At 63.6% G+C, this 19047-nt stretch carries 17 protein-coding genes; 4 read left to right on the forward strand and 13 right to left on the reverse strand.

The window, feature by feature from the left end; translation table 11 throughout:
* The first annotated feature begins 164 nt into the window (after nt 1-164).
* A complete protein-coding gene (gene mobA / locus K3181_RS05245) occupies nt 165-779 on the forward strand; it encodes a molybdenum cofactor guanylyltransferase (RefSeq protein WP_345725449.1) in 615 nt (204 codons plus the stop codon).
* Here mobA and K3181_RS05250 read toward each other — a convergent pair.
* The 12 genes from K3181_RS05250 to K3181_RS05305 are packed head-to-tail and all read right to left on the reverse strand — an operon-like array spanning nt 760 to nt 14943.
* On the reverse strand, nt 760-1938 hold the full coding sequence (locus K3181_RS05250) for a molybdopterin molybdotransferase MoeA (protein ID WP_221601549.1): 1179 nt from the start codon (nt 1936-1938) through the stop codon (nt 760-762). The two genes, mobA and K3181_RS05250, sit on opposite strands and share 20 nt — an antisense overlap.
* Nucleotides 1935-2411, reverse strand: a complete 477-nt coding sequence (gene moaC / locus K3181_RS05255; protein WP_221601551.1) for a cyclic pyranopterin monophosphate synthase MoaC — start codon at nt 2409-2411, stop codon at nt 1935-1937. Before moaC ends, K3181_RS05250 begins: the two co-directional genes overlap by 4 nt.
* Nucleotides 2408-2944, reverse strand: a complete 537-nt coding sequence (gene moaB / locus K3181_RS05260) for a molybdenum cofactor biosynthesis protein B (protein WP_221601563.1) — start codon at nt 2942-2944, stop codon at nt 2408-2410. The genes moaC and moaB overlap by 4 nt, the downstream gene beginning before the upstream one ends.
* Nucleotides 2945-2956: 12 nt before the next feature.
* Nucleotides 2957-3418, reverse strand: coding sequence for a molybdenum cofactor biosynthesis protein MoaE (locus K3181_RS05265; protein WP_221601565.1), 462 nt, complete (start codon nt 3416-3418; stop codon nt 2957-2959).
* Entirely contained in the window at nt 3415-3663 is a 249-nt protein-coding gene (locus K3181_RS05270; RefSeq protein ID WP_221601567.1) for a MoaD/ThiS family protein, read from the reverse strand. The genes K3181_RS05265 and K3181_RS05270 overlap by 4 nt, the downstream gene beginning before the upstream one ends.
* A gap of 28 nt (nt 3664-3691) precedes the next feature.
* Nucleotides 3692-4723 (reverse strand): GTP 3',8-cyclase MoaA, encoded by a 1032-nt coding sequence (gene moaA / locus K3181_RS05275; protein ID WP_221601569.1) that lies wholly within the window; start codon nt 4721-4723, stop codon nt 3692-3694.
* A complete protein-coding gene (locus K3181_RS05280) occupies nt 4720-5532 on the reverse strand; it encodes a peptidylprolyl isomerase (RefSeq protein WP_221601571.1) in 813 nt (270 codons plus the stop codon). Before K3181_RS05280 ends, moaA begins: the two co-directional genes overlap by 4 nt.
* Entirely contained in the window at nt 5525-6226 is a 702-nt protein-coding gene (gene narI / locus K3181_RS05285; protein ID WP_221601573.1) for a respiratory nitrate reductase subunit gamma, read from the reverse strand. The genes K3181_RS05280 and narI overlap by 8 nt, the downstream gene beginning before the upstream one ends.
* A 3-nt stretch (nt 6227-6229) precedes the next feature.
* Nucleotides 6230-6931: a nitrate reductase molybdenum cofactor assembly chaperone gene (narJ, locus tag K3181_RS05290; protein WP_221601575.1), complete on the reverse strand. Its 702-nt coding sequence runs from the start codon at nt 6929-6931 to the stop codon at nt 6230-6232.
* Complete coding sequence (gene narH / locus K3181_RS05295) at nt 6931-8457, reverse strand: nitrate reductase subunit beta (protein ID WP_221601577.1); 1527 nt, start codon at nt 8455-8457, stop codon at nt 6931-6933. The genes narJ and narH overlap by 1 nt, the downstream gene beginning before the upstream one ends.
* Nucleotides 8454-12191 (reverse strand): nitrate reductase subunit alpha, encoded by a 3738-nt coding sequence (locus K3181_RS05300; RefSeq protein ID WP_221601579.1) that lies wholly within the window; start codon nt 12189-12191, stop codon nt 8454-8456. Before K3181_RS05300 ends, narH begins: the two co-directional genes overlap by 4 nt.
* Before the next feature lies 1 nt (nt 12192).
* Nucleotides 12193-14943 (reverse strand): nitrate/nitrite transporter, encoded by a 2751-nt coding sequence (locus K3181_RS05305; protein ID WP_221601581.1) that lies wholly within the window; start codon nt 14941-14943, stop codon nt 12193-12195.
* A 59-nt stretch (nt 14944-15002) separates the two neighbouring features.
* Between K3181_RS05305 and K3181_RS05310 the strand changes: the two genes are divergently transcribed.
* Entirely contained in the window at nt 15003-15821 is an 819-nt protein-coding gene (locus K3181_RS05310) for a helix-turn-helix domain-containing protein (protein WP_221601583.1), read from the forward strand.
* Between the two features lie 24 nt (nt 15822-15845).
* On the opposite strand, the gene K3181_RS05315 is transcribed toward K3181_RS05310, so the two are convergent.
* Entirely contained in the window at nt 15846-17057 is a 1212-nt protein-coding gene (locus K3181_RS05315; protein ID WP_221601585.1) for an alginate export family protein, read from the reverse strand.
* An 81-nt stretch (nt 17058-17138) separates the two neighbouring features.
* Here K3181_RS05315 and K3181_RS05320 point away from each other — a divergent pair, with 81 nt between their 5' ends.
* Entirely contained in the window at nt 17139-17762 is a 624-nt protein-coding gene (locus tag K3181_RS05320; RefSeq protein WP_221601587.1) for a carbonic anhydrase, read from the forward strand.
* Entirely contained in the window at nt 17759-18973 is a 1215-nt protein-coding gene (locus K3181_RS05325) for an NnrS family protein (protein WP_221601589.1), read from the forward strand. Before K3181_RS05320 ends, K3181_RS05325 begins: the two co-directional genes overlap by 4 nt.
* Nucleotides 18974-19047 lie beyond the last annotated feature (74 nt).

A 19047-nucleotide genomic window follows, 5' to 3' on the forward strand; every position in this document is an offset into this window, starting at 1 on the left:
GTAGATTCTGGCAAGGGGCCATCGTGTGCAGATCGCAAACTTATGGCCGCTTCGCGCCCGCTCTGCGACCGGAGAATACAGGATGCGCCACCTCAAAAAGTTCATGCGAAGATGCGCCGAGACGTGTGGATGCTGGACTAAAGTTGGTGCATTGTCGTCTAACAGTGAATCACACGCCGCCTTCGTTCAAATACTCAAGCCACTGCATCGTCATCGCATGCGGGGGACAAGGCACTCGCATGGGCGGCGACAAGCCGTGGCGCGCACTGGGGGGAAAAGCGCTGGTAGAACGGGTGGCCGACTGGGCTTTGGCGCAAAGCGATTGCGTGGCGCTCGCCCTGCGCGATAGACACCAGGCTCCGGCGCTCGAGCTGCCAGTCGTGCTCGACAGACATAGCGGAATCGGGCCCATCACCGCATTGGCAAGCGCTTTCGATTTTGCTGAAACCAAAGCTTGCGATTACGTCCTAATGGTCGGTTGCGACCAACCCTTCCTGCCAACGGATCTTCTATCTCATCTCGGGTCGGAGATCGGTAATGCGGCCGCGGCCGTCCCGGTGAGCAATGGGCGGGAACAACCAATGGCCACGCTCTGGCGAACGGATTCAGAATCGCTCGCGAAGTACATCGACGACGGCGGCCAGTCTCTCCGTCGCTTCGCCAAAGATGTCGGTGCCAAATTCGTCGATTGGGACGCGGATGAGGACCCGTTCTTCAATGCCAATGATCAGCATGCGTTGGCTTTGGCCGAGCGTCGGCTCAAAAGCGCAGTGCGGTAACCATGGCACCGGGCGCGAGCGCGGCCTGATCAGGCGGGCAGCGGATCAACCAGTCAGCCTGAAGCAGCGCCGCCTGCGCCCCGCTGTCCTGATTGTCGAGCGGGATCAGTCCGTCTTCGTCCCACCGCGCGCGGGTGAAGGTTTCGCGCGTGCCGGTGGCTTTCAGGCCAGCTGCGAGGGGCAGGCAGCGCCAGGGATGCGCCTTCGCCTCGCCCAGCAGCCGCGCCAGGATCGGGCGCAGGAACAGTGCGCCAGTGACCATGGCCGAGGTCGGGTTGCCGGGCAGGCCGAGCACGACTGTGCCCCTTGCCTGACCCAGCCACACCGGCTTGCCCGGTTTCATTGCGACCTTGTCGAACCACAGGTCGAGGCCGTGCGGGGCAAACATCGGTTTGGCGAAGTCGCGGTCGCCGACCGAGGCGCCGCCGGTGACGATGACCAGGTCTGCTTCATCCAGCGCGGCGTCTGCAGCTGCGATCAGCGCGTCCAGTTCGTCCGCTCCCGTGCGACGCGAGACGACCGTGCCGCCCTCCTGCGCGACCATGGCGGCGACACCGAAGCTGACGCTTTCGGGGATCGCATCGGGCCGAAGATGCGCGAAGCCGGGCGGTGCGAGTTCATCACCGGTGGCGAAGGTCGCCACGCGGGGGCGCCGAGCAACGCAGACCTCGGAAACGTCTGCCGCCGCCGCCGCGACCATGGCCCGCGCACCAAGCCGCGTACCGGCGGGGACCAGTTCCGCTCCCTTTGCAAAATCGCTGGCCACCGCGCGGACATGCGGTGCAGGGCCATAGCCTTCGGTGAAAGTCACATGATCCCCGTCGCGCGAGGCATATTCCTGCATGACGACGTAATCCGCGCCGTCCGGCAGGCGCGCGCCGGTGAATATCCGCACGGCCTGGCCCGGTTGGACGGTTCCTGCGAAGCCTCGTCCGGCGCGCGATTCTCCGATGAGCTCGAGCCGTTTGCCGGCTGCGGTCGTCCGTTCGAGGACGGCGTAGCCGTCCATCGCCGAAAGCGGCTGGCGCGGGGCATCGCAGCGCGCGATCAGCGGCTCGGCCAGAGTGCGCCCCGCGGCATCGGCCAGCGCTATCGTCTCACTTCCCAACGGGCCGACCTTTGCGGCGATCAATGACAGCGCTTCATCGACGGTTATCATTCGCTGCTCCACGAGCCGGATTGCCCGCCTTCCTTGGCGGTCACGCGGATCGCGCCGATCGCCATGCCCTTATCGACCGCCTTGAGCATGTCGAACAAGGTCAGGCAGGCAACGGACACCGCGGTCAGCGCCTCCATCTCCACCCCGGTGCGCCCCTCGGACCTCACCGTCGCGCGCACTGCAAAGCCCGGCAGTGCTTCGTCCATGGCGATCTCCACTGCTACTTTCGACAGTGCCAGAGTGTGGCACAAGGGGATGAGGTCCGCAGTGCGCTTGGCCGCCATCACTCCGGCAAGTTCGGCCGTGGCCAACACGCTGCCCTTCGGGGTCTTGCCCGTCCTGACCAGTTCCAGCGTCGCGGGGGCGCACACCAGCTCTCCTCTTGCTTCTGCGCGCCGCGACGTCACCGCCTTGTCGCCGACGTCGACCATCCGTGCGCGCCCGTCCGCATCGAGATGGGTTAGCTTGCTCACGCGCAAACCTCGCGCAGGCGCGGCAATTGCCCGGCAATCGAACAGGGGCGATACCGGCTGTCGCATTCGTATTGCAGCACCAGATCCCAGGCGTCGCGGCACGCCCCGGTGGACCCGGGCACGCAGAAGATAAAACTGTCGCCCGCCTGCCCCGCAAAGGCGCGCGATTGCAGGGTTGAGACGCCAATGGTGCCCATGCTGATCTGATGGAACACCACGCTGAACCCGTCCATCACGCGGCGCAGCAGCGGCATGACCGCTTCGGGCGTAACATCGCGCGGGGTGAAGCCGGTGCCGCCAGTGGTGAGGACGATCTCGACCTCGGGATCGTCGACCCACGCCTGCACCTGCGTGCGGATGGCCTCGACATCGTCCTTGACGATGGCGCGCGCGGCGAGGTCATGCCCCGCCTCCTGCAGGCGGGAGGCAAGCAGTTCTCCCGAGGTGTCGGTTTCCATCGTGCGCGTGTCCGAGATCGTCAGAACCGCGATCTTCAGAGGGTGAAAGGGTAAATTCTCGTTTATTCCGGGCATTGTCCGTCCTGTTCACTCCTGCCAACGCTGGGCATCGGCATGGTCGCCGCTGGTGGGTTCGATCCAGCGTTTGCGATCGGGGCTTTCCTCGCGCTTCCAGAATACCGCCTCGGTCTTGAGCCGGTCCATGATGAAATCGGCTGCCTCAAAGGCTGCGCGGCGATGGGCCGATGCGGTGGCGACGAAGACGATGGCTTCGCCGGGCGCGATGCGGCCCGTGCGGTGCACCACGCGGCAACGCGATATGTCGAAGCGCGCCATGGCATCGGCGGCGATGGCCTTCATCGAGGCGAGCGTTACGCCGCGATAGCTTTCGAGCACCAAAGCCTCGATTGCCGCGCCATCCTTCGCCGCGCCGCGCGCATGGCCGGTGAAGCTGACCACCGCCCCCTCCCCACCCAACCCGTGGGTAAAGGCGCCGAGTAGTTCGGCCGGGTCGAACTCCTTCGTCGCAAGAGTGACCTCTGCGCTCATCCGCCCGAAACCGGCGGGAACAGCGCCACCTCGTCTCCCGCCATTACCCGTGCATCGGGCGTCACGATCGTCTCGTTCACGCACGCCCTAACCCGGCCACTGACGAGCGGATGGGCGAGCGCCGGATGCTGCTGCGCGATCAGCCCGAACAGCTCGGCAACGCTGCAGCCATTCTCGGGGATGGCGATTTGCGCCAAGGCCCCGCCGACATCGGCGAGCCTCCCGCACAACTCGATTTCGAGCATGACCCGTGTTTCCTCCAACGTTGTCACCTCACCCCCCTATCGATGCGAGATGCGGCGTCGCCCCGCTGTCGCCGTCGTGCAGCCGATGCGCCGGGGCTTTGGTCCTGGTCAGCGCGACGATCCGCGCGACCAGCTCGTCATGCTGATCGTCGTGCTGGAGGAGGGGTCGCAGATCGAACCCGCCATCGCCGAACAGGCACAGATGGAATTTGCCGTCCGAGCCGAGCCGCAGGCGGTTGCAGCTGGCGCAGAAATCCTTCGCATAAGGGGCGATGATGCCGATCCGACCACGAGCCTTGGCATGGCCGAATTCCACTGCAGGCCCCGCGCCCGCCTCACGCGCGAGACGCTGCCAGCCGGCGGCTTCGAGCCGTCGTGCGACGCTTTCGCCCGAGACGTGCCGCGCGGCGAAGAACTCCGCATTATCATTCGTGCGCATGACCTCGATGAAACGCAGCGACAGGTCGCGCGTTGCGACAAAACGGGTCATCGCCTCCAACTCATCGTCGTTTACCCCGCGCATCAGTACGGCGTTGAGCTTGATGCTTGAAAACCCGGCCTCGCGCGCGGCGTCGATCCCGGCGAGAACTTCGGCCAGCCGGTCGTGGCCGGTGATCGCCGCGAACCGCGCCGGATCGAGCGAATCGACACTGATATTGAGCGCATCGACACCGGCATCGCGCCAGCTTTGCGCCCGTTCGGCCAAGCGATAGCCATTAGTGGTCATCGCCACCCGGCGAATACCGGGCACTGTGGACACCGCGCGCGCCACATCTTCAAAATCGTGCCGGATGGTCGGCTCGCCGCCGGTCAGGCGCACCTTCCACAGACCCAGGGCGGCGAAGGCCCGCACCGCCCGCTCGATCTCTGTGAGGGACAATACGGAGGGCTGACCGCAGCGTTTGCGATAGCCATCGGGCAGGCAGTAGGTGCAGCGAAAGTTGCACACTTCGGTGAGCGACAGGCGCAGATATTCGAACCGGCGTCCCAGGCCATCGCGCAAGCGTGGACCAAGGGGCCCGGAAACAGGCAGGTAATCAACTAGGCGATCGACGATCATTGCACGAGCGGCCCTTCGCTTGCAGGAAGCATGATCCCCTCTACCTCTACCCTGGATGCAAGGATCGCAAGATATTGCGCAGTGGCACGACGAAGCGAGGCTTCTTCCAGATAGGCGCGGATCGAGGCATCGACCGCCTCGAAGGGAAGCTGGCGTGCCTCCACCTTGCGACCGGCGCGCACCACATGGACGCCGTAGTGCGTGCGGACAGGTTCGGCGCACAGCTCGCCCGCGCCAAGCGCGAATAGCGCCTGTTCGAATTCGGGCACGGTCTGGCCGGGGCCGATCTGGCCCAGATTGCCGCCTTGCTCGCGCGAGGGGCATGCGGAATGGCTGCGAGCCAGTTCCGCGAAGCTGGCGGGCGTGGCGCGTATCTGACGGATCAGGCCGCGCGCATCGCTCAACGCCATGTTCCAGGCGATGGTATCCTCGGGTGAGGCAGACAGAAGGATATGCTCCGCCTCGACGAGCGGTTCGCTGGTGAAACGATCGGGGTGCGTATCGTAGAACCGGCGGGCTTCCGCTTCGGTCGCGACCGGCACGGTGACCTCGCGCTCCATAAGCACTTCGATCAAGGCATCTTCCTCGGTCAGCTTGCGGCCCAGATCGTCCCTCGTATCGTTCGGCGCGATCCCTAGCCGCCGCGCTTCGCCGAGCAGCAGTTCACGCACCACCAGCGCGCGTGCCGCCGCTTCCCATGCCTCGTCTGCGTCCCTGGCCGGGTGATTCTGCATCTCCGCGGCGATTCGCTCCTCGCCGATCTCGACCGCGCCCACGCGGACCTTTTCGCGCTCCATCAGCTCAGCCATTGATCAGGCTCCGCCGGGTGCGCACGATCTGGTATCCGCCGCGCCAGATATACCGCACCGGGACCGACAGCATGTGCGGCAGGCGGGTGAAGGGGAACAGCAGGAAGATCGTCAGCCCCAGGAAGATGTGAACCCGGAAGATCCAGTGCGAACCGTCGAGCCAGAGCGAGGCGGTGGGGTTGAAGGTGAAGATGCCGTTGGCCCAGGCCATGAACTTCACCATCTGCTCGCCATTCATATGGCTGAGCGAGATCGGCACGGTGGCAAGGCCGAGTGCGAGCTGTGCCCACAGAAGCAGCAATATGCCGGTGTCCGCAAACGCCGAATTCGCGCGGATCCGGGGATCGAAAAGGCGGCGATGCAGCAGCATGGTCGCGCCGATGAAGGAGACCATCCCGGCAAAACCGCCGCCGAACACCGCCAGCGCCTGCTTCCATTCATGCTTCACGGCAAGCGAATCGAAGACCCAGATCGGCACCAGCAGGCCGACGATATGGCCGAACAGCACGAACAACACGCCAAGATGAAACAGGATCGAGCCCCAGACGAGCTGTTTACACCGGAGCAACTGGCTCGACCCGGCGCGCCAGGAATAAGGCTCGCGCTCGAAGCGGATGATGGTGCCGACCACCAGCGTGGCGAGCGCGATATAGGGATAGATGCCGAACAGCAGATGGTTGAGATAGGTGTTCATCGCTCAGTTCCTTTCGCTTCCGGCAGGAATGTGATCCTCGATCATGCGGCGCAGCATGGCGCTCGCCTGCGGGCAGGCCGCGCCCGGATCGGGCAGCTCGCTGGTGAAGCGGATTTCCTCTTCCTCCCATTCGGCATCCAGCTCTGCGAGCGTTTCCGGATCCTCGGGCGGAGGCAGCGAATTGGCCGCTTCCTCGTCCATTTCGACCCCGGCGATATCGCACAGCAGCGCGAGCACGGGGGCATAGTCGGAGCCGCGATCCGCCAGGCGCGAGGCCAGCGCGACGAGGACCAGCCCCGGCTCCGCCAGCATGGCACGCGCCGCCGCCTCCGGCAGGGTCGAGCAATAGTCGAGGAACAGCGGAAGGTAATCCGGCAGTTCGTTCGCCACCGAGTCGAGCCCCGCCGCCACGTAGCGTTCGCGCAGGTCGACCATAGCCTGCCCGCGGTCTCGGCTTTCGCCGTGGACGTGCTCGAACAGGTGCAGGCTGAGCGCCCGGCCACGATCGAACAATTCGACATAGGTCTCCTGCGCCGCGTAGATATCCTGCGCGGACAGCCGGTCGATCAGCGGAGCAAGCCGCTCCGCCGTGTCGGCTGGCAGCGTTTTGTCGGCCGCCAGCCGGTCGCGCAATTCGCCGAGCGCACCGGCCAGTTCGAGCGTGGGATATTGCAGCAGCAGCGAAAGCAGATGCAGGCTGTCCATCAGAACACCTCCGTCGGTGTCTGGAGTTTCTTGCGCGGATTGGTACCGAACAGGTTGGCCGGCGTGCTGCCGCCCGAACAGCCGTTGCCGAAGGAGAAGCCGCAGGCGCCACGCTCGTCGTACATATCCTCGGCGTCCTCGCGGTGGCCCGTGGGGATGACGAAACGGTCCTCGTAGTCCGCCAGCGCCATTACCTTGTACATCTCCTCGATCTGCACGCCGGTGAGCCCCACCTTCGCCGCGATCGCTTCTTCGGTGACGCCCTCGATCGTCTTCGCCCGCATGTAGGCGCGCATGGCGAGCATGCGCTCGAGGCAGTCGGCGACGGGCTCCTCGTCGCCGGCTGTCAGCAGGTTGGCGAGATATTTGAGCGGGATGCGCAGCGAGCGGATGTCGGGCATGCCATTATTGGTGGCGATATCCCCTGCTTCGGCGGCCGCGCTGATGGGCGAGAGCGGCGGCACGTACCAGACCATCGGCAGGGTGCGGTATTCAGGGTGGAGCGGGAAGGCGACCTTCCATTCCATCGCCATCTTCCAGATCGGCGAATGGCGCGCCGCCTCCAGCCAGTTTTCCGGCACGCCATCCTTGCGGGCCTGTTCGATCACCGCAGGATCGTTAGGGTCGAGGAAGATGTCGAGCTGGGCCTGATAGAGGTCTTCGACATTCTCCGCGCTCGCCGCTTCCTCGATACGGTCGGCATCATAGAGCATCACGCCAAGATAGCGGATGCGCCCGACGCAGGTTTCGCTGCACACGGTCGGCTGACCCGCCTCGATGCGCGGATAGCAGAAGATGCACTTCTCGCTCTTGCCGGTTTTCCAGTTGTAATAGATCTTCTTATACGGACAGCCCGACACGCACATGCGCCAGCCACGGCAGGATTCCTGATCGATCAGGACGATGCCGTCTTCCTCGCGCTTGTAGATCGCACCCGAGGGGCAGGCCGCAACGCAGGTCGGGTTGAGGCAGTGCTCGCACAAACGCGGCAGATACATCATGAAGGTGTTTTCGAACTGGCCGTAAATCTCCTTCTGGACGCCTTCGAAGTTGTAGTCCCTCGACCGCTTGGAGAACTCACCCCCCAGGATTTCCTCCCAGTTCGGCCCCCATTCGATCTTTTCCATCCGCTCTCCCGAAATCAGGCTGCGCGGGCGCGCGGTGGGGAATGCCTTGCTCTCGCCCCCTTTTTGGAGATGGGCGTAATCGTAAGTGAAGGGTTCGTAATAATCGTCGATCTCGGGCAGGTCGGGATTGGCGAAAATATTCGCCAGCACCCGCCACTTGCCGCCCATTTTGGGGCGGATCGAGCCGGAGGGGGTGCGGACCCAGCCGCCGTTCCAGCGGTCCTGGTTCTCCCAATCCTTGGGATATCCAATTCCCGGCTTCGTCTCGACATTGTTGAACCAGGCGTATTCCATCCCTTCGCGGCTGGTCCACACGTTCTTGCACGTTACCGAGCAGGTATGGCAGCCGATGCATTTGTCGAGGTTCAGAACCTTGCCGATCTGTGCGCGGATCTTCATGCTGCATTCTCCCCTTCGGGAAGGGCCTCTTCGAGCCAGTCGACCTTCGATAGCTTGCGGACGATGACATATTCGTCGCGGTTCGAACCGACCGTGCCGTAGTAGTTGAAGCCGTAGGCGAGCTGGACGTAGCCGCCGATCATGTGGGTGGGTTTGAGGATCGCGCGGGTCACACTGTTGTGAATGCCCCCGCGCTGCCCGGTGAGCGGCGAGCCCGGGACGTTCACAATCTTCTCCTGCGCATGATACATGAACAGCGTCCCCTCCTTCATGCGCTGCGAGACGACCGTGCGCGCGACCAGCGCACCGTTGGAGTTGAAGACCTCGACCCAGTCGTTGTCGACCAGCCCTGCCTTCCCGGCATCGACTTCGGAAATCCACACGATCGGCCCGCCGCGCGACAGCGTGAGCATCAGCAGATTCTCGGTATAGGTCGAGTGAATGCCCCATTTCTGGTGCGGCGTGATGAAGTTCAGCACCACGTGCTTCTCATCCTTCGCCGCGTCGATCATCGGGTTGACCGCCCGCGTGTCGATCGGCGGGCGATAGACGCACAGACCTTCGCCGAACGCGCGCATCCACAGATGGTCCTGATAGAGCTGCTGGCGCCCGGTCAGCGTGCGCCAGGGGATCAGTTCATGGACGTTGGTGTAGCCGGCGTTGTAGCAGACATGCTCGCTTTCCAGCCCCGACCAAGTCGGCGAGGAAATGATCTTGCGCGGTTGGGCGACCACGTCGCGGAAGCGGATCTTCTCCTCTTCCTTGGGTAATGCCAGATGGCGATGGTCGCGCCCGGTGTTCTGCGACAGCGCCTCCCACGCCTTGACCGCGACTTCACCATTGGTTTCGGGCGCCAGGCTCAGGATCACCTCGCAGGCATCGATCGCGCTGTCGATCCGGGCGAGGCCCTTGGTCGGGCCCTCCTCGATCACCGTACCGTTGAGTCTGCGCAGCAGCTCGACTTCGTGATCGGTATTCCAGCCGATCCCCTTGCCGCCATTGCCGAGCTTTTCCATCAGCGGGCCGAGCGAGGAGAAGCGCTTGTAGAGATTGGGATAGTCCCGTTCCACCACCGCGACATTGGCCATAGTTATGCCAGGGACAGGCTCAGCCTGCCCCTGGCCCCAGTCTGCAACCCCGAAGGGCTGGGCAATTTCATTGGGGCTGTCGTGCTGGATCGGGACGAGGACGATGTCTTCCTCCACGCCGAGCACTTCGGGCGCGACCTCGGAAAACTTCCTCGCGAGGCCCTTGTAGATGTCCCAGTCGCTGCGCGATTCCCACACCGGATCCACCGCCGCCGTCAGCGGGTGGATGAAGGGATGCATGTCGGAGGTGTTGAGGTCGTCCTTCTCGTACCAGCTCGCGGTGGGCAGGACGATGTCCGAATAGACACAGGTGGTCGACATGCGGAAGTCGAGCGTGACCAGCAGGTCGAGCTTCCCCTGCGGCGCCTCGTCGTGCCAACGCACTTCCTTGGGCTTGCTGCGGCCTGTCTCGCCCAGATCCTTGCCCTGTACGCCATGCGCGGTGCCGAGCAGGTGCTTGAGGAAATATTCGTGACCCTTGCCCGACGAACCAAGCAAGTTCGAACGCCAGACGAACATGTTGCGCGGCCAGTTGGCCGGATCGTCAGGATCGAAGCAGGACATCTCGAGATCGCCCGATTTCAGCTTTGCCGCGACATAATCCTTCGGCTCCATCCCCGCCGCGCGCGCGGCCTTGGCCACTTCCAGCGGGTTGGTCTTGAGCTGCGGCGCGGATGGTAACCAGCCCATGCGTTCGGCGCGGGCATTGTAGTCGATCAGGCTCGCATCCCACTCACCCTCGGGTGCGGTGGGCGAGAGGATGTCCTCGACATCCAGCGTCTCGTACCGCCACTGGTCGGTATGGGCGTAGAAGAAGCTGGTCGAGTTCATCTGGCGCGGCGGACGGCTCCAGTCGAGCCCGAAGGCGAGCGGCAGCCAGCCGGTCTGCGGGCGCAGCTTTTCCTGCCCGACATAATGCGACCAACCCCCACCCGACTGGCCGACACAGCCGCACATCACCAACAGGTTGATGATGCCGCGATAGTTCATGTCCATGTGGTACCAGTGGTTGAGACCGGCCCCCAGGATCACCATCGACTTGCCGTTGGTCTTCTCTGCGTTAGACGCGAACTCGCGTGCGACGGTGATGATTTGCTCGGCAGGAACACTGGTGATCTTCTCTGCCCAGGCTGGGGTGTAAGGCACGTTATCGACGTAATCCCGCGCCACATGTTCACCACCCAGCCCGCGATCGAGACCGTAATTGGCGCAGAACAGGTCGAACACCGAAGCAACCAGGGCCTTGCCGTCGGCCAGCTCTATCTCACGCACGGGCACATTGCGTGACAGTACGCTTGGATGGTCGGTGCCTTCAAAATGGTCGTGTTCGCGATTACCGAAATAGGGAAAGTCGACCGGAACCACCCGGTCATGGTGATCATCCATAATCGCGGTCAGCCGCAGCTGGACTTGCTTGCCCGCGCCGGTCTTCTCCTCGAGGTTCCACTTGCCCTTCTCACCCCAGCGGAACCCAGCCGAGCCGAGTGGGACGACAGGTTCGCCGGTCACATCGTCGATCGCGACGGTCTTCCATTCGGGATTATTTTCCTCGCCCAGCGATCCGGCGATATCGCTCGCGCGGAGCAGGCGTTCGGGCACATAGCCATCACCCTGCGGCACCAGCCGCACCAGCATCGGCATGTCCGAATATTTGCGGCAGTAATCCTCGAAATAGCTTGCCTGCCGGTCGAGGTGGAATTCGCGCAGGATGACATGGCCCATTGCCAATGCCAGCGCCGCATCGGTGCCCTGCTTGGGATTGAGCCAGATATCGCCGAACTTGGTTGCCTCGGCATAGTCGGGGCTGACCACAGCGACCTTGGTCCCGCGATAGCGCGCCTCGGTCATGAAATGCGCGTCCGGCGTGCGCGTCTGCGGCACGTTCGAACCCCACATCATCAGAAAGCCCGCATTGTACCAGTCGGCGCTTTCGGGAACATCGGTCTGCTCACCCCATGTTTGCGGGCTGGAGGGCGGCAGGTCGCAATACCAGTCATAGAACGACATGCAGGTGCCGCCGAGCAGCGAGAGATAGCGCGAACCCGCCGCATAGCTGACCATCGACATCGCCGGGATCGGGCTGAAGCCAATCACCCGGTCGGGGCCATAGGTCTTGGCGGTATAGGCATTGGCCGAAGCGATAATCTCGTTCACCTCGTCCCAGGTCGAACGGACGAAACCGCCGTGGCCACGGATTGCGGTATAGCTCTTGCGCTTGGCGGAATCTTCCACAATCGAGGCCCAGGCAGCAACCGGCGTCCGCACTGCCCTCGCCTCGCGCCAAAGCTTCAGCAGGCGGGAGCGGACCATCGGGTACTTCAGTCGCTGCGCCGAATAGAGATACCAGCTGTAGCTCGCTCCGCGCGGGCAGCCGCGTGGTTCGTGATTGGGCAAGCCGGGCCGGGTGCGCGGATAGTCGGTCTGCTGGGTTTCCCAGGTGATGATCCCGTTCTTAACGTAGATCTTCCAGCTGCACGATCCGGTGCAGTTCACCCCGTGGGTGGAGCGGACGACCTTGTCGTGCTGCCACCGCTTGCGATAGCCATCTTCCCACGCGCGCGATTGCTCGGTGGTGACGCCATGGCCACCGGAAAAATCCTGCTTGGCCTGGCGGAAGAAGGTCAGGCGGTCGAGAATGTAGCTCATCTCAGGCCTCTTTCAGAACATGGGGAATGGATGCGGGGGCGGGGGCCTGACCGCGCTCGATGGCGTGGAGCAGGCCGCCCCGGCGGGTGTAGGCCCACCAGGTCAGCGCCGCGCAGCTGGCGTAGAAGATGAAGAAGCCCCACAGCGCCATCAGCGGCGATCCGGTTGCCTCGATCGAACTGCCGAAGCTCTTGGGGATGAAGAAGGCGCCATAGGCCGCGACTGCCGAGGTGAAGCCGACGATCGCCGCCGATTCCTTTTCCGCCTGCCGCGTCAATTCGGCGCCCTGCAGTTCGGGCATCAGCCGGGGCACTTGCTGACGCATGATGATCGGGATCATCTGGAAGGTGGATGCATTTCCCACGCCGGTCAGGAAAAACATCGCGATGAACATGCCGAGGAAGCCCCACCAGCTGCCCGCTTCGAGAAAATAGACCACCCCGACCACGGCCAGCATCATCCCCACGAACACCCAGAAAGTGACGCGCCCACCGCCCCAGCGGTCCGAAATCCACCCCGTGGCGGCACGGCTCAATGCGCCAACCAGCGGGCCGAGGAAGACGTATTTGAGCACGTCGACATCGGGAAACTGATGCTTGGCCAGCAGCGGCAACCCGGCAGAAAAGCCGATGAAGCTGCCGAACGTGCCGGTGTAGAGCCAGCTCATCAGCCAGTTGTGCTTGCGCTGGAAGATCACCGCCTGTTCGGCGAAGCTGGCCTTGGCGTCGGCGATGTCATTCATGCCGAACCACGCGAGGAGCGTGGAAGCGATGATGAAGGGCACCCAGATGAAGCCAGCATTCTGCAACCACAGCTGGCCGCCCTCAGCGGTCTGCTGCGGCATCCCGCCCAGCGTACCAAACACGCCTGCCGCGATCACCAGCGGGACGGAGAACTGCATCACCGACACGCCGAGATTGCCGAGCCCCGCATTGAGCGCCAGCGCATTGCCCTTCTGCGCCTTGGGGAAGAAGAAGCTGATATTCGCCATCGACGAGGCGAAATTGCCCCCGCCGAAGCCGCACAGCAGCGCAAGCACCAGGAAGATCAGATAGGGCGTATCCGGGTTCTGGACCGCATAGCCGATGCCGAAGGCCGGGATCAGCAGCGATGCGGTGCTTAGCGTGGTCCACAGCCGCCCACCGAAGATCGGCACCATGAAGCTGTAGAATATCCGCAGCGTCGCGCCCGACAGGCCCGGCAACGCCGCCAGCCAGAACAGCTGGTTGGTGCTGTAATCGAAGCCGATGGAGGGCAGCTTGGCCACGACGACCGACCACACCATCCACACGCAAAAGGCGAGCAGCAATGCGGGGATCGAGATATAGAGGTTGCGTCGGGCAATGCGTTCACCGGTGCTGTCCCAGAATGCGGCATCCTCAGGCCGCCAGTCGTTAAGCACATTTCCGTCTGCCGCATGGGCATGGGGGAGGTGTTTCGCGTCCTGATGCAGATCCGCCATCTCGGGGAACTCGGGCAGCGTGCGCCCCGTTTTCCCGGCAGCCTTCTGCTCCATCTGGCGCACCGCGATATGCATCCATACCATTGCCGCTGCGACCAGCGCGAACAGGACCATGAAACAGCTGGTCCAGATGCCCGTCAGGTCGCTCACCGCGCCGAAAACAATCGGCAGGATGAAGCCTCCCAGCCCGCCGACCAAGCCGACCATCCCGCCAACAGAGCCGACATGGTCGGGATAATAGACTGGGATATGCTTGTAGACCGCCGCCTTGCCCAGCGACATAAAGAATCCCAGCACGAAGGTGGTGATTACGAAGGGCACTAGCCCCATCTCGGTCGAGAAGGCGATATCCCCCTTCGCGCCGTGAATGATGTAATCGGTCGAAGGATAGGACAGCATGAACAGGCAGATGAGCGAAACGCCGAAAGTGGCGTACATCACCTTACGCGCGCCGTAGCGGTCCGACAGGATGCCGCCATAGGCGCGGAACACGCTGGCCGAGAGCGAGAAGACCGCTGCAAGCGTTCCCGCCAGCTTTACGTCGACGCCATAAACGCCGATCAAATATTTCGGCAGCCACAGCGCCAGCGCCACGAAGGCGCCGAAGACGAAGAAGTAGTAGAGCGAGAAGCGCCAGACCTGCTCCTTGCGCAGCGGCTCGAGCTGTTCGCGCAACGTCCTGGGCCGGGCACCGCTGGCCTTGCGCGCGGCGAGTTCGGGGTCATCCTTGGCGAAGAGGAAGAAGATCACAGCCATCACCGCCGCGACAGTCGCCCAGATCTGCGCCACCGCCTGCCAGCCGAGCGCCACCATGACCCAGGGCGCGGCGAATTTGGTCACTGCCGCGCCGACATTACCCATGCCGAAAAAGCCGAGCGCGGAACCCTGCTTCTCCGCCGGATACCATTTCGACACATAAGCTACGCCGACGGCGAAGGTGCCGCCCGCCACGCCCAGCCCGAGCGCCGCCAGCAGCGTCAGCGTGTAACTATCCGCGAAGGAGAGGAGATAGGTGGCGATAGCCGAGGCGATCATCGTCAACGGAAAGACGATCCGTCCGCCATACTGGTCGGTCCACACGCCCAAGAACAGGCGGGTCAGCGACCCGGTCAGGATCGGCGTGCCCACCAGCAGGCCGAACTGCGTGTCGCTCAGCTCCAGTTCGCCTTTGATCTCGATTCCGATGATTGCGAAGATCGTCCAGACCGCGAAACAGATGGTGAAGGCGACTGTGCTGAGTCCGAGTGCACGGTTCTGTTCGCCTTCACTCGCTGTAGAGCGCAACTGCATTCCAGCCTCCTCTGGCTAAGGTCCATGCCTCGTCAGAAAGGAGCACGTCCGAAGTTCCTTTGATCGAAATCAAGAACCGCGGATGCCTTTTGAAAACCTGTGGCCAGCCTGATCTTTGTCGTTTACTGAAATGTCTCAGGTCAAATCATGACTTGATATTCAGCAATTCCAATGACTACAGGAGCCAGAACCTGCGCCCCGCCGAAAAGCCCGAAATTGCTAAGCTGCCCCTATTCCGCGAAATGCGCGAGGATGAGCGGGAACGGATTTTCTCGGGGTCTTTCCTTCAGGTCTTCCCGCCCCAACTGGTGCTCTTCGAAGTCGGCCAGCACGCCGATTTCCTGCATATCCTGGTCGATGGCCTGGCCGAACTCTATACCTCGGTCGGGGATCGCGACACGACCATGCGGATCGTCCAGCCGGTCCGCAGCTTCATCCTGGCAGCCGTGGTCACGGATCTGCCTTATCTGATGTCGGCGCGCACGCTCGAATCCTCGCGCGTCATGCTGGTGCCCGCCGCGCTGATGCGCGAGGTCGTGCGCAAGGACACGGCGCTGATGGAAGCGACCATGCGCGAACTCGCCTTTGGCTATCGGGATCTGGTTCTGGCGTTGGCCGACATGAAGCTGCGCCAGTCCGCCGAACGGCTGGCGCATTTCATCCTGCAGCAGCACGACGAGCAAGAGTGGTCGGGGCAGACCCAGCTTCCGGCTGAGAAGCGCGTGCTTGCATCGCTGCTTGGCATGACGCCGGAGAACCTCTCACGTGCCTTCGGCCTGCTCCGTAAGCACGGGGTCAGCATCAAGGGAAGCACGGTAAATGTGTCGGATCGCGCGATGCTGGAAGTCTTCGCACGACCCGACAGGGTTCCTCGCTAGCCCGGAAGAGAGTGGCTGCAGGGTTCAGAACTTCGCTTCGAGTGTGAACCAAGCCTTGGTCCGATCGGTCGCGAAGCCATCCGAATTGTAATGGGCGAGCTTCGCCGAAATGCCGATCTGTCTGGTCAGCGGGTAGGCGATGAGTGCGTCGAACTCCTGCCCATAATCGAGATCGCCTACGGTCGAATCGAAGTCGTGATAGGCGACGCGCAGCAGCAGGCCCTTCGCCGGGCCGTCGGCGAATTTGTAGGCCGCATCCGCATAGAGGTCGCGCAACCCACTGGCCGGTGTGGTCAAGAAAACGTCCGCCCAGCCATTGAAGGCGTGCAGCGTCGCGAGCGGGGTTTGCAGCGCGACCGCGCCATTGCCCTCCAGCTGTTCGTAACCGGCCTTCAGAGTCAGTCCCTTGAAGGCAACGCCCGGCTCGAGCGCGAGATAATCGAGGCCGAAATTCGCGGAATTGGGCGAGAAATCACTCTGGTGGGCATATTCGGCGGCGTAAAGCAGCTTGACCCCCTCTGCCACCGGGTGCTGCCCGGCCAGCCGCGCGCCCAAGGTGCGCGAACTCGCCGCCGGTGCCTGGGGAATACCGAGCCAATAGCCATAACCGGTCAGCGTCCCCGCCTCGCCTAGCTTGTAGCTGATATTGACCGCATTGATCGCGGAGTCGCGCCAGACGCCCTGCGGAGAATCAGGGCCAAAGATGCGGTTGACGCGCCAGCTATGGATATATTGCGCGGTCAGCCCGTCGACCGGCGTGACACTGACCCGGCCCGCATCGAAGGTCTGGTCGTTCTGGCGCCAGCCGACCGATCCGATCCAGCGTTGATTGTCGAGATTGATGACCTGACGCCCAGCGACCGCGTCCACCGTCTTGCCGGGATTGAAGCGCACATAGAATTGGTTGAGCAGCACGTCGGTCGGATCGGCGACCACTGGATAGCGGGTCAGACCGTTGGTGGTGTCGTTATAGTGCCGGGGGCCGACGCGCATGATCGCCTCGCCTTCGACCAGCGCGCTCAAGCCGTGCCATGATCCTGTCTTTACACCCGCTTTTACTCGCAGCGTCGATGCCGTGGCGTCTTCAGCCACACCGTCCTGATCCACAAGCTCGAGCCGGTAGCGGATGTCGGCAAAGGGGGTGACGACAGGATCTTCAGCCGCTTGCGCATGAAGAACCGCGGGCGAGAGCGACACCGCGAGAAGCGGTGCAGCGAGGAGTGTGGCTTGCTTCATATCGCCGAGGTACGCGCTTAATCGCCAGTGTAATTGATATTAGTCAAAGAAAGCGGGCAAATGATACGCGAGATAGTGGACATGCCTGACGATACCCTCCCGCAGCTTTCCCCCGATGAGGCGCTGGCCCTCCTGAAAGACGGCAACCGGCGCTTTCTCGACGATGCGACGTATCAGCCTCCGATGGACCGGGTGCGCAGGCTGCATCTCGCCGTGGCGCAGCGGCCCTTCGCCGCCTATCTGTCCTGTTCGGATTCGCGGGTGCCGCCAGAACTGCTGTTCGAACGGGGGCTGGGCGAGCTGTTCATCGTCCGCAATGCCGGCAACACGCTGTGCGCCAGCGCGCTCGGCAGCCTGGAATTCGCGGTGACGCAGCTCGGCGTTCCGCTAGTCGTGGTCATGGGCCACGAGGCTTGCGGAGCCCTGCGCGCGGCGGTCGCGGTGACGCGCGAGCAACGCCAGTTTTCAGGCAATGTCAGCAAGGTGCTTCAATCGCTGCTTCCCGCCGTGCTGGAGGCCAACCCTTGGGCCGAGAATCTCATCGACGCGGCGGCGCTGTGCAATGTGCGCAAGGTGGTGCGCGAATTGCAGCAGGAGGCTTCGCCCGCCCTGCTCGAACCGCAGCGTAGCGGGGCTTTGCGCGTGGTCGGAGCCTATTACCACCTCGATACCGGTCGGGTCGATTTTCTGGACGGGGAGCGATGATGGGCGGAACGCTCGACAATCGCGACCGGCTCGAATTGCGCCGCCGCCGGATGGAACAGGCCCCGCCGGTGCTACGCGGCGGATTTCGGCCGTTCTTTCTGGGTGCGGGCATTTGGGCCGCCATCGCCATCGCGATCTGGCTGTGGGCCTTTACTGTCGGCGTGCAGCAACTGGGCGCGCTCGATCCGCTGGCCTGGCATCGCCACGAAATGCTGTTCGGCTTTGTCGGGGCAGCCATAGCGGGTTTCGCACTGACCGCGGTTCCCAACTGGACCGGCCGCCTGCCGATTGCGGGCGCGCCGCTGGCCGCGCTGGCGCTGTGGTGGGTCGCCGCCCGCATCCTGCCCTTCGTCGCTCCCGAGCTGCCGCTGGCGCTGCTGGCGCTGATCGATGGCGGGTTCTACCTCGCCCTTGCAGCGCTCATTCTGCGCGAGATCGTGCTGGCGAAGAACCGCAACCTGCCCGTAGCGCTGGCGATCGCACTGTTCGGTATTGCCGATCTGCTGGACTTTGCCGGATCGGCGGGCCTGATCGGAAATGATATCGGCCACCGCGCAGGCATCGCGCTGGCCGTGACGCTGGTTTCGCTGATCGGCGGCCGGATCGTCCCCTCCTTCACCCGCAACTGGATGCAGCGTGAAGGGCTGATTGGCGGCCTGCCCTCGCAACCGACCCGGTTCGATATCGCAGTGGTGCTGGCGACCGTCATCGCACTGGCTGCGTGGATGGTAGCCGGTGCGGTCCCCCCGGTCGGTGTGGCGCTGGTGTTTGCGGGAAGCATCCAGTTGGTCCGCCTCGTGCGGTGGCGGGGATGGCGCACGCTTGCCTCGCCGATCGTGCTGGTGCTCCATCTCGGCTATGTCTGGATACCCCTCGGACTGCTGTTGCTTGGCGCGACCGGGCTTGGCGCACCCATCCCGTCAAGCGCGGGGGTCCACGCGCTGACCGTGGGTGCGCTGGCAGGCATGATCCTGGCGGTGATGACCCGCGCCACACTGGGTCACACGGGCCGCGCGCTCCATGCAGGGCCGGCGACACGGGCGAGTTATGTGGCGCTCCATCTCGCCGTTCTGGTGCGTGTAGCAGCCTCGCTCGTCCCGGAGCATTACCAGTCACTGCTGCATCTTGCCGGAGGGCTGTGGATCGCCGCCTTCGCGCTGTTCGTGCTCGCCTATGCCCCCGTGATGCTGCGCCCCCGCCCGAGCGAATGATTGCGGCGGGCGGAGTTATTTGCCCCAGGTCAAAGCGGATTCGGCTTCAGTCCCTACGGTCGATGGCAAACAGC

The sequence above is a fragment of the Qipengyuania mesophila genome, assembly GCF_019711655.1.
Lineage (GTDB): Bacteria > Pseudomonadota > Alphaproteobacteria > Sphingomonadales > Sphingomonadaceae > Qipengyuania > Qipengyuania mesophila.

Bases quoted from the DNA above. Each gene is read 5' to 3' on its own strand.
- K3181_RS05250 (WP_221601549.1), bottom strand. From the start codon at position 1,938: ATGATAACCGTCGATGAAGCGCTGTCATTGATCGCCGCAAAGGTCGGC.
- moaB (WP_221601563.1), bottom strand. From the start codon at position 2,944: ATGCCCGGAATAAACGAGAATTTACCCTTTCACCCTCTGAAGATCGCG.
- K3181_RS05265 (WP_221601565.1), bottom strand. From the start codon at position 3,418: ATGAGCGCAGAGGTCACTCTTGCGACGAAGGAGTTCGACCCGGCCGAA.
- K3181_RS05270 (WP_221601567.1), bottom strand. From the start codon at position 3,663: ATGCTCGAAATCGAGTTGTGCGGGAGGCTCGCCGATGTCGGCGGGGCC.
- moaA (WP_221601569.1), bottom strand. From the start codon at position 4,723: ATGATCGTCGATCGCCTAGTTGATTACCTGCCTGTTTCCGGGCCCCTT.
- K3181_RS05280 (WP_221601571.1), bottom strand. From the start codon at position 5,532: ATGGCTGAGCTGATGGAGCGCGAAAAGGTCCGCGTGGGCGCGGTCGAG.
- narI (WP_221601573.1), bottom strand. From the start codon at position 6,226: ATGAACACCTATCTCAACCATCTGCTGTTCGGCATCTATCCCTATATC.
- narJ (WP_221601575.1), bottom strand. From the start codon at position 6,931: ATGGACAGCCTGCATCTGCTTTCGCTGCTGCTGCAATATCCCACGCTC.
- narH (WP_221601577.1), bottom strand. From the start codon at position 8,457: ATGAAGATCCGCGCACAGATCGGCAAGGTTCTGAACCTCGACAAATGC.
- K3181_RS05300 (WP_221601579.1), bottom strand. From the start codon at position 12,191: ATGAGCTACATTCTCGACCGCCTGACCTTCTTCCGCCAGGCCAAGCAG.
- K3181_RS05305 (WP_221601581.1), bottom strand. From the start codon at position 14,943: ATGCAGTTGCGCTCTACAGCGAGTGAAGGCGAACAGAACCGTGCACTC.
- K3181_RS05315 (WP_221601585.1), bottom strand. From the start codon at position 17,057: ATGAAGCAAGCCACACTCCTCGCTGCACCGCTTCTCGCGGTGTCGCTC.
- K3181_RS05320 (WP_221601587.1), top strand. From the start codon at position 17,139: ATGCCTGACGATACCCTCCCGCAGCTTTCCCCCGATGAGGCGCTGGCC.
- K3181_RS05325 (WP_221601589.1), top strand. From the start codon at position 17,759: ATGATGGGCGGAACGCTCGACAATCGCGACCGGCTCGAATTGCGCCGC.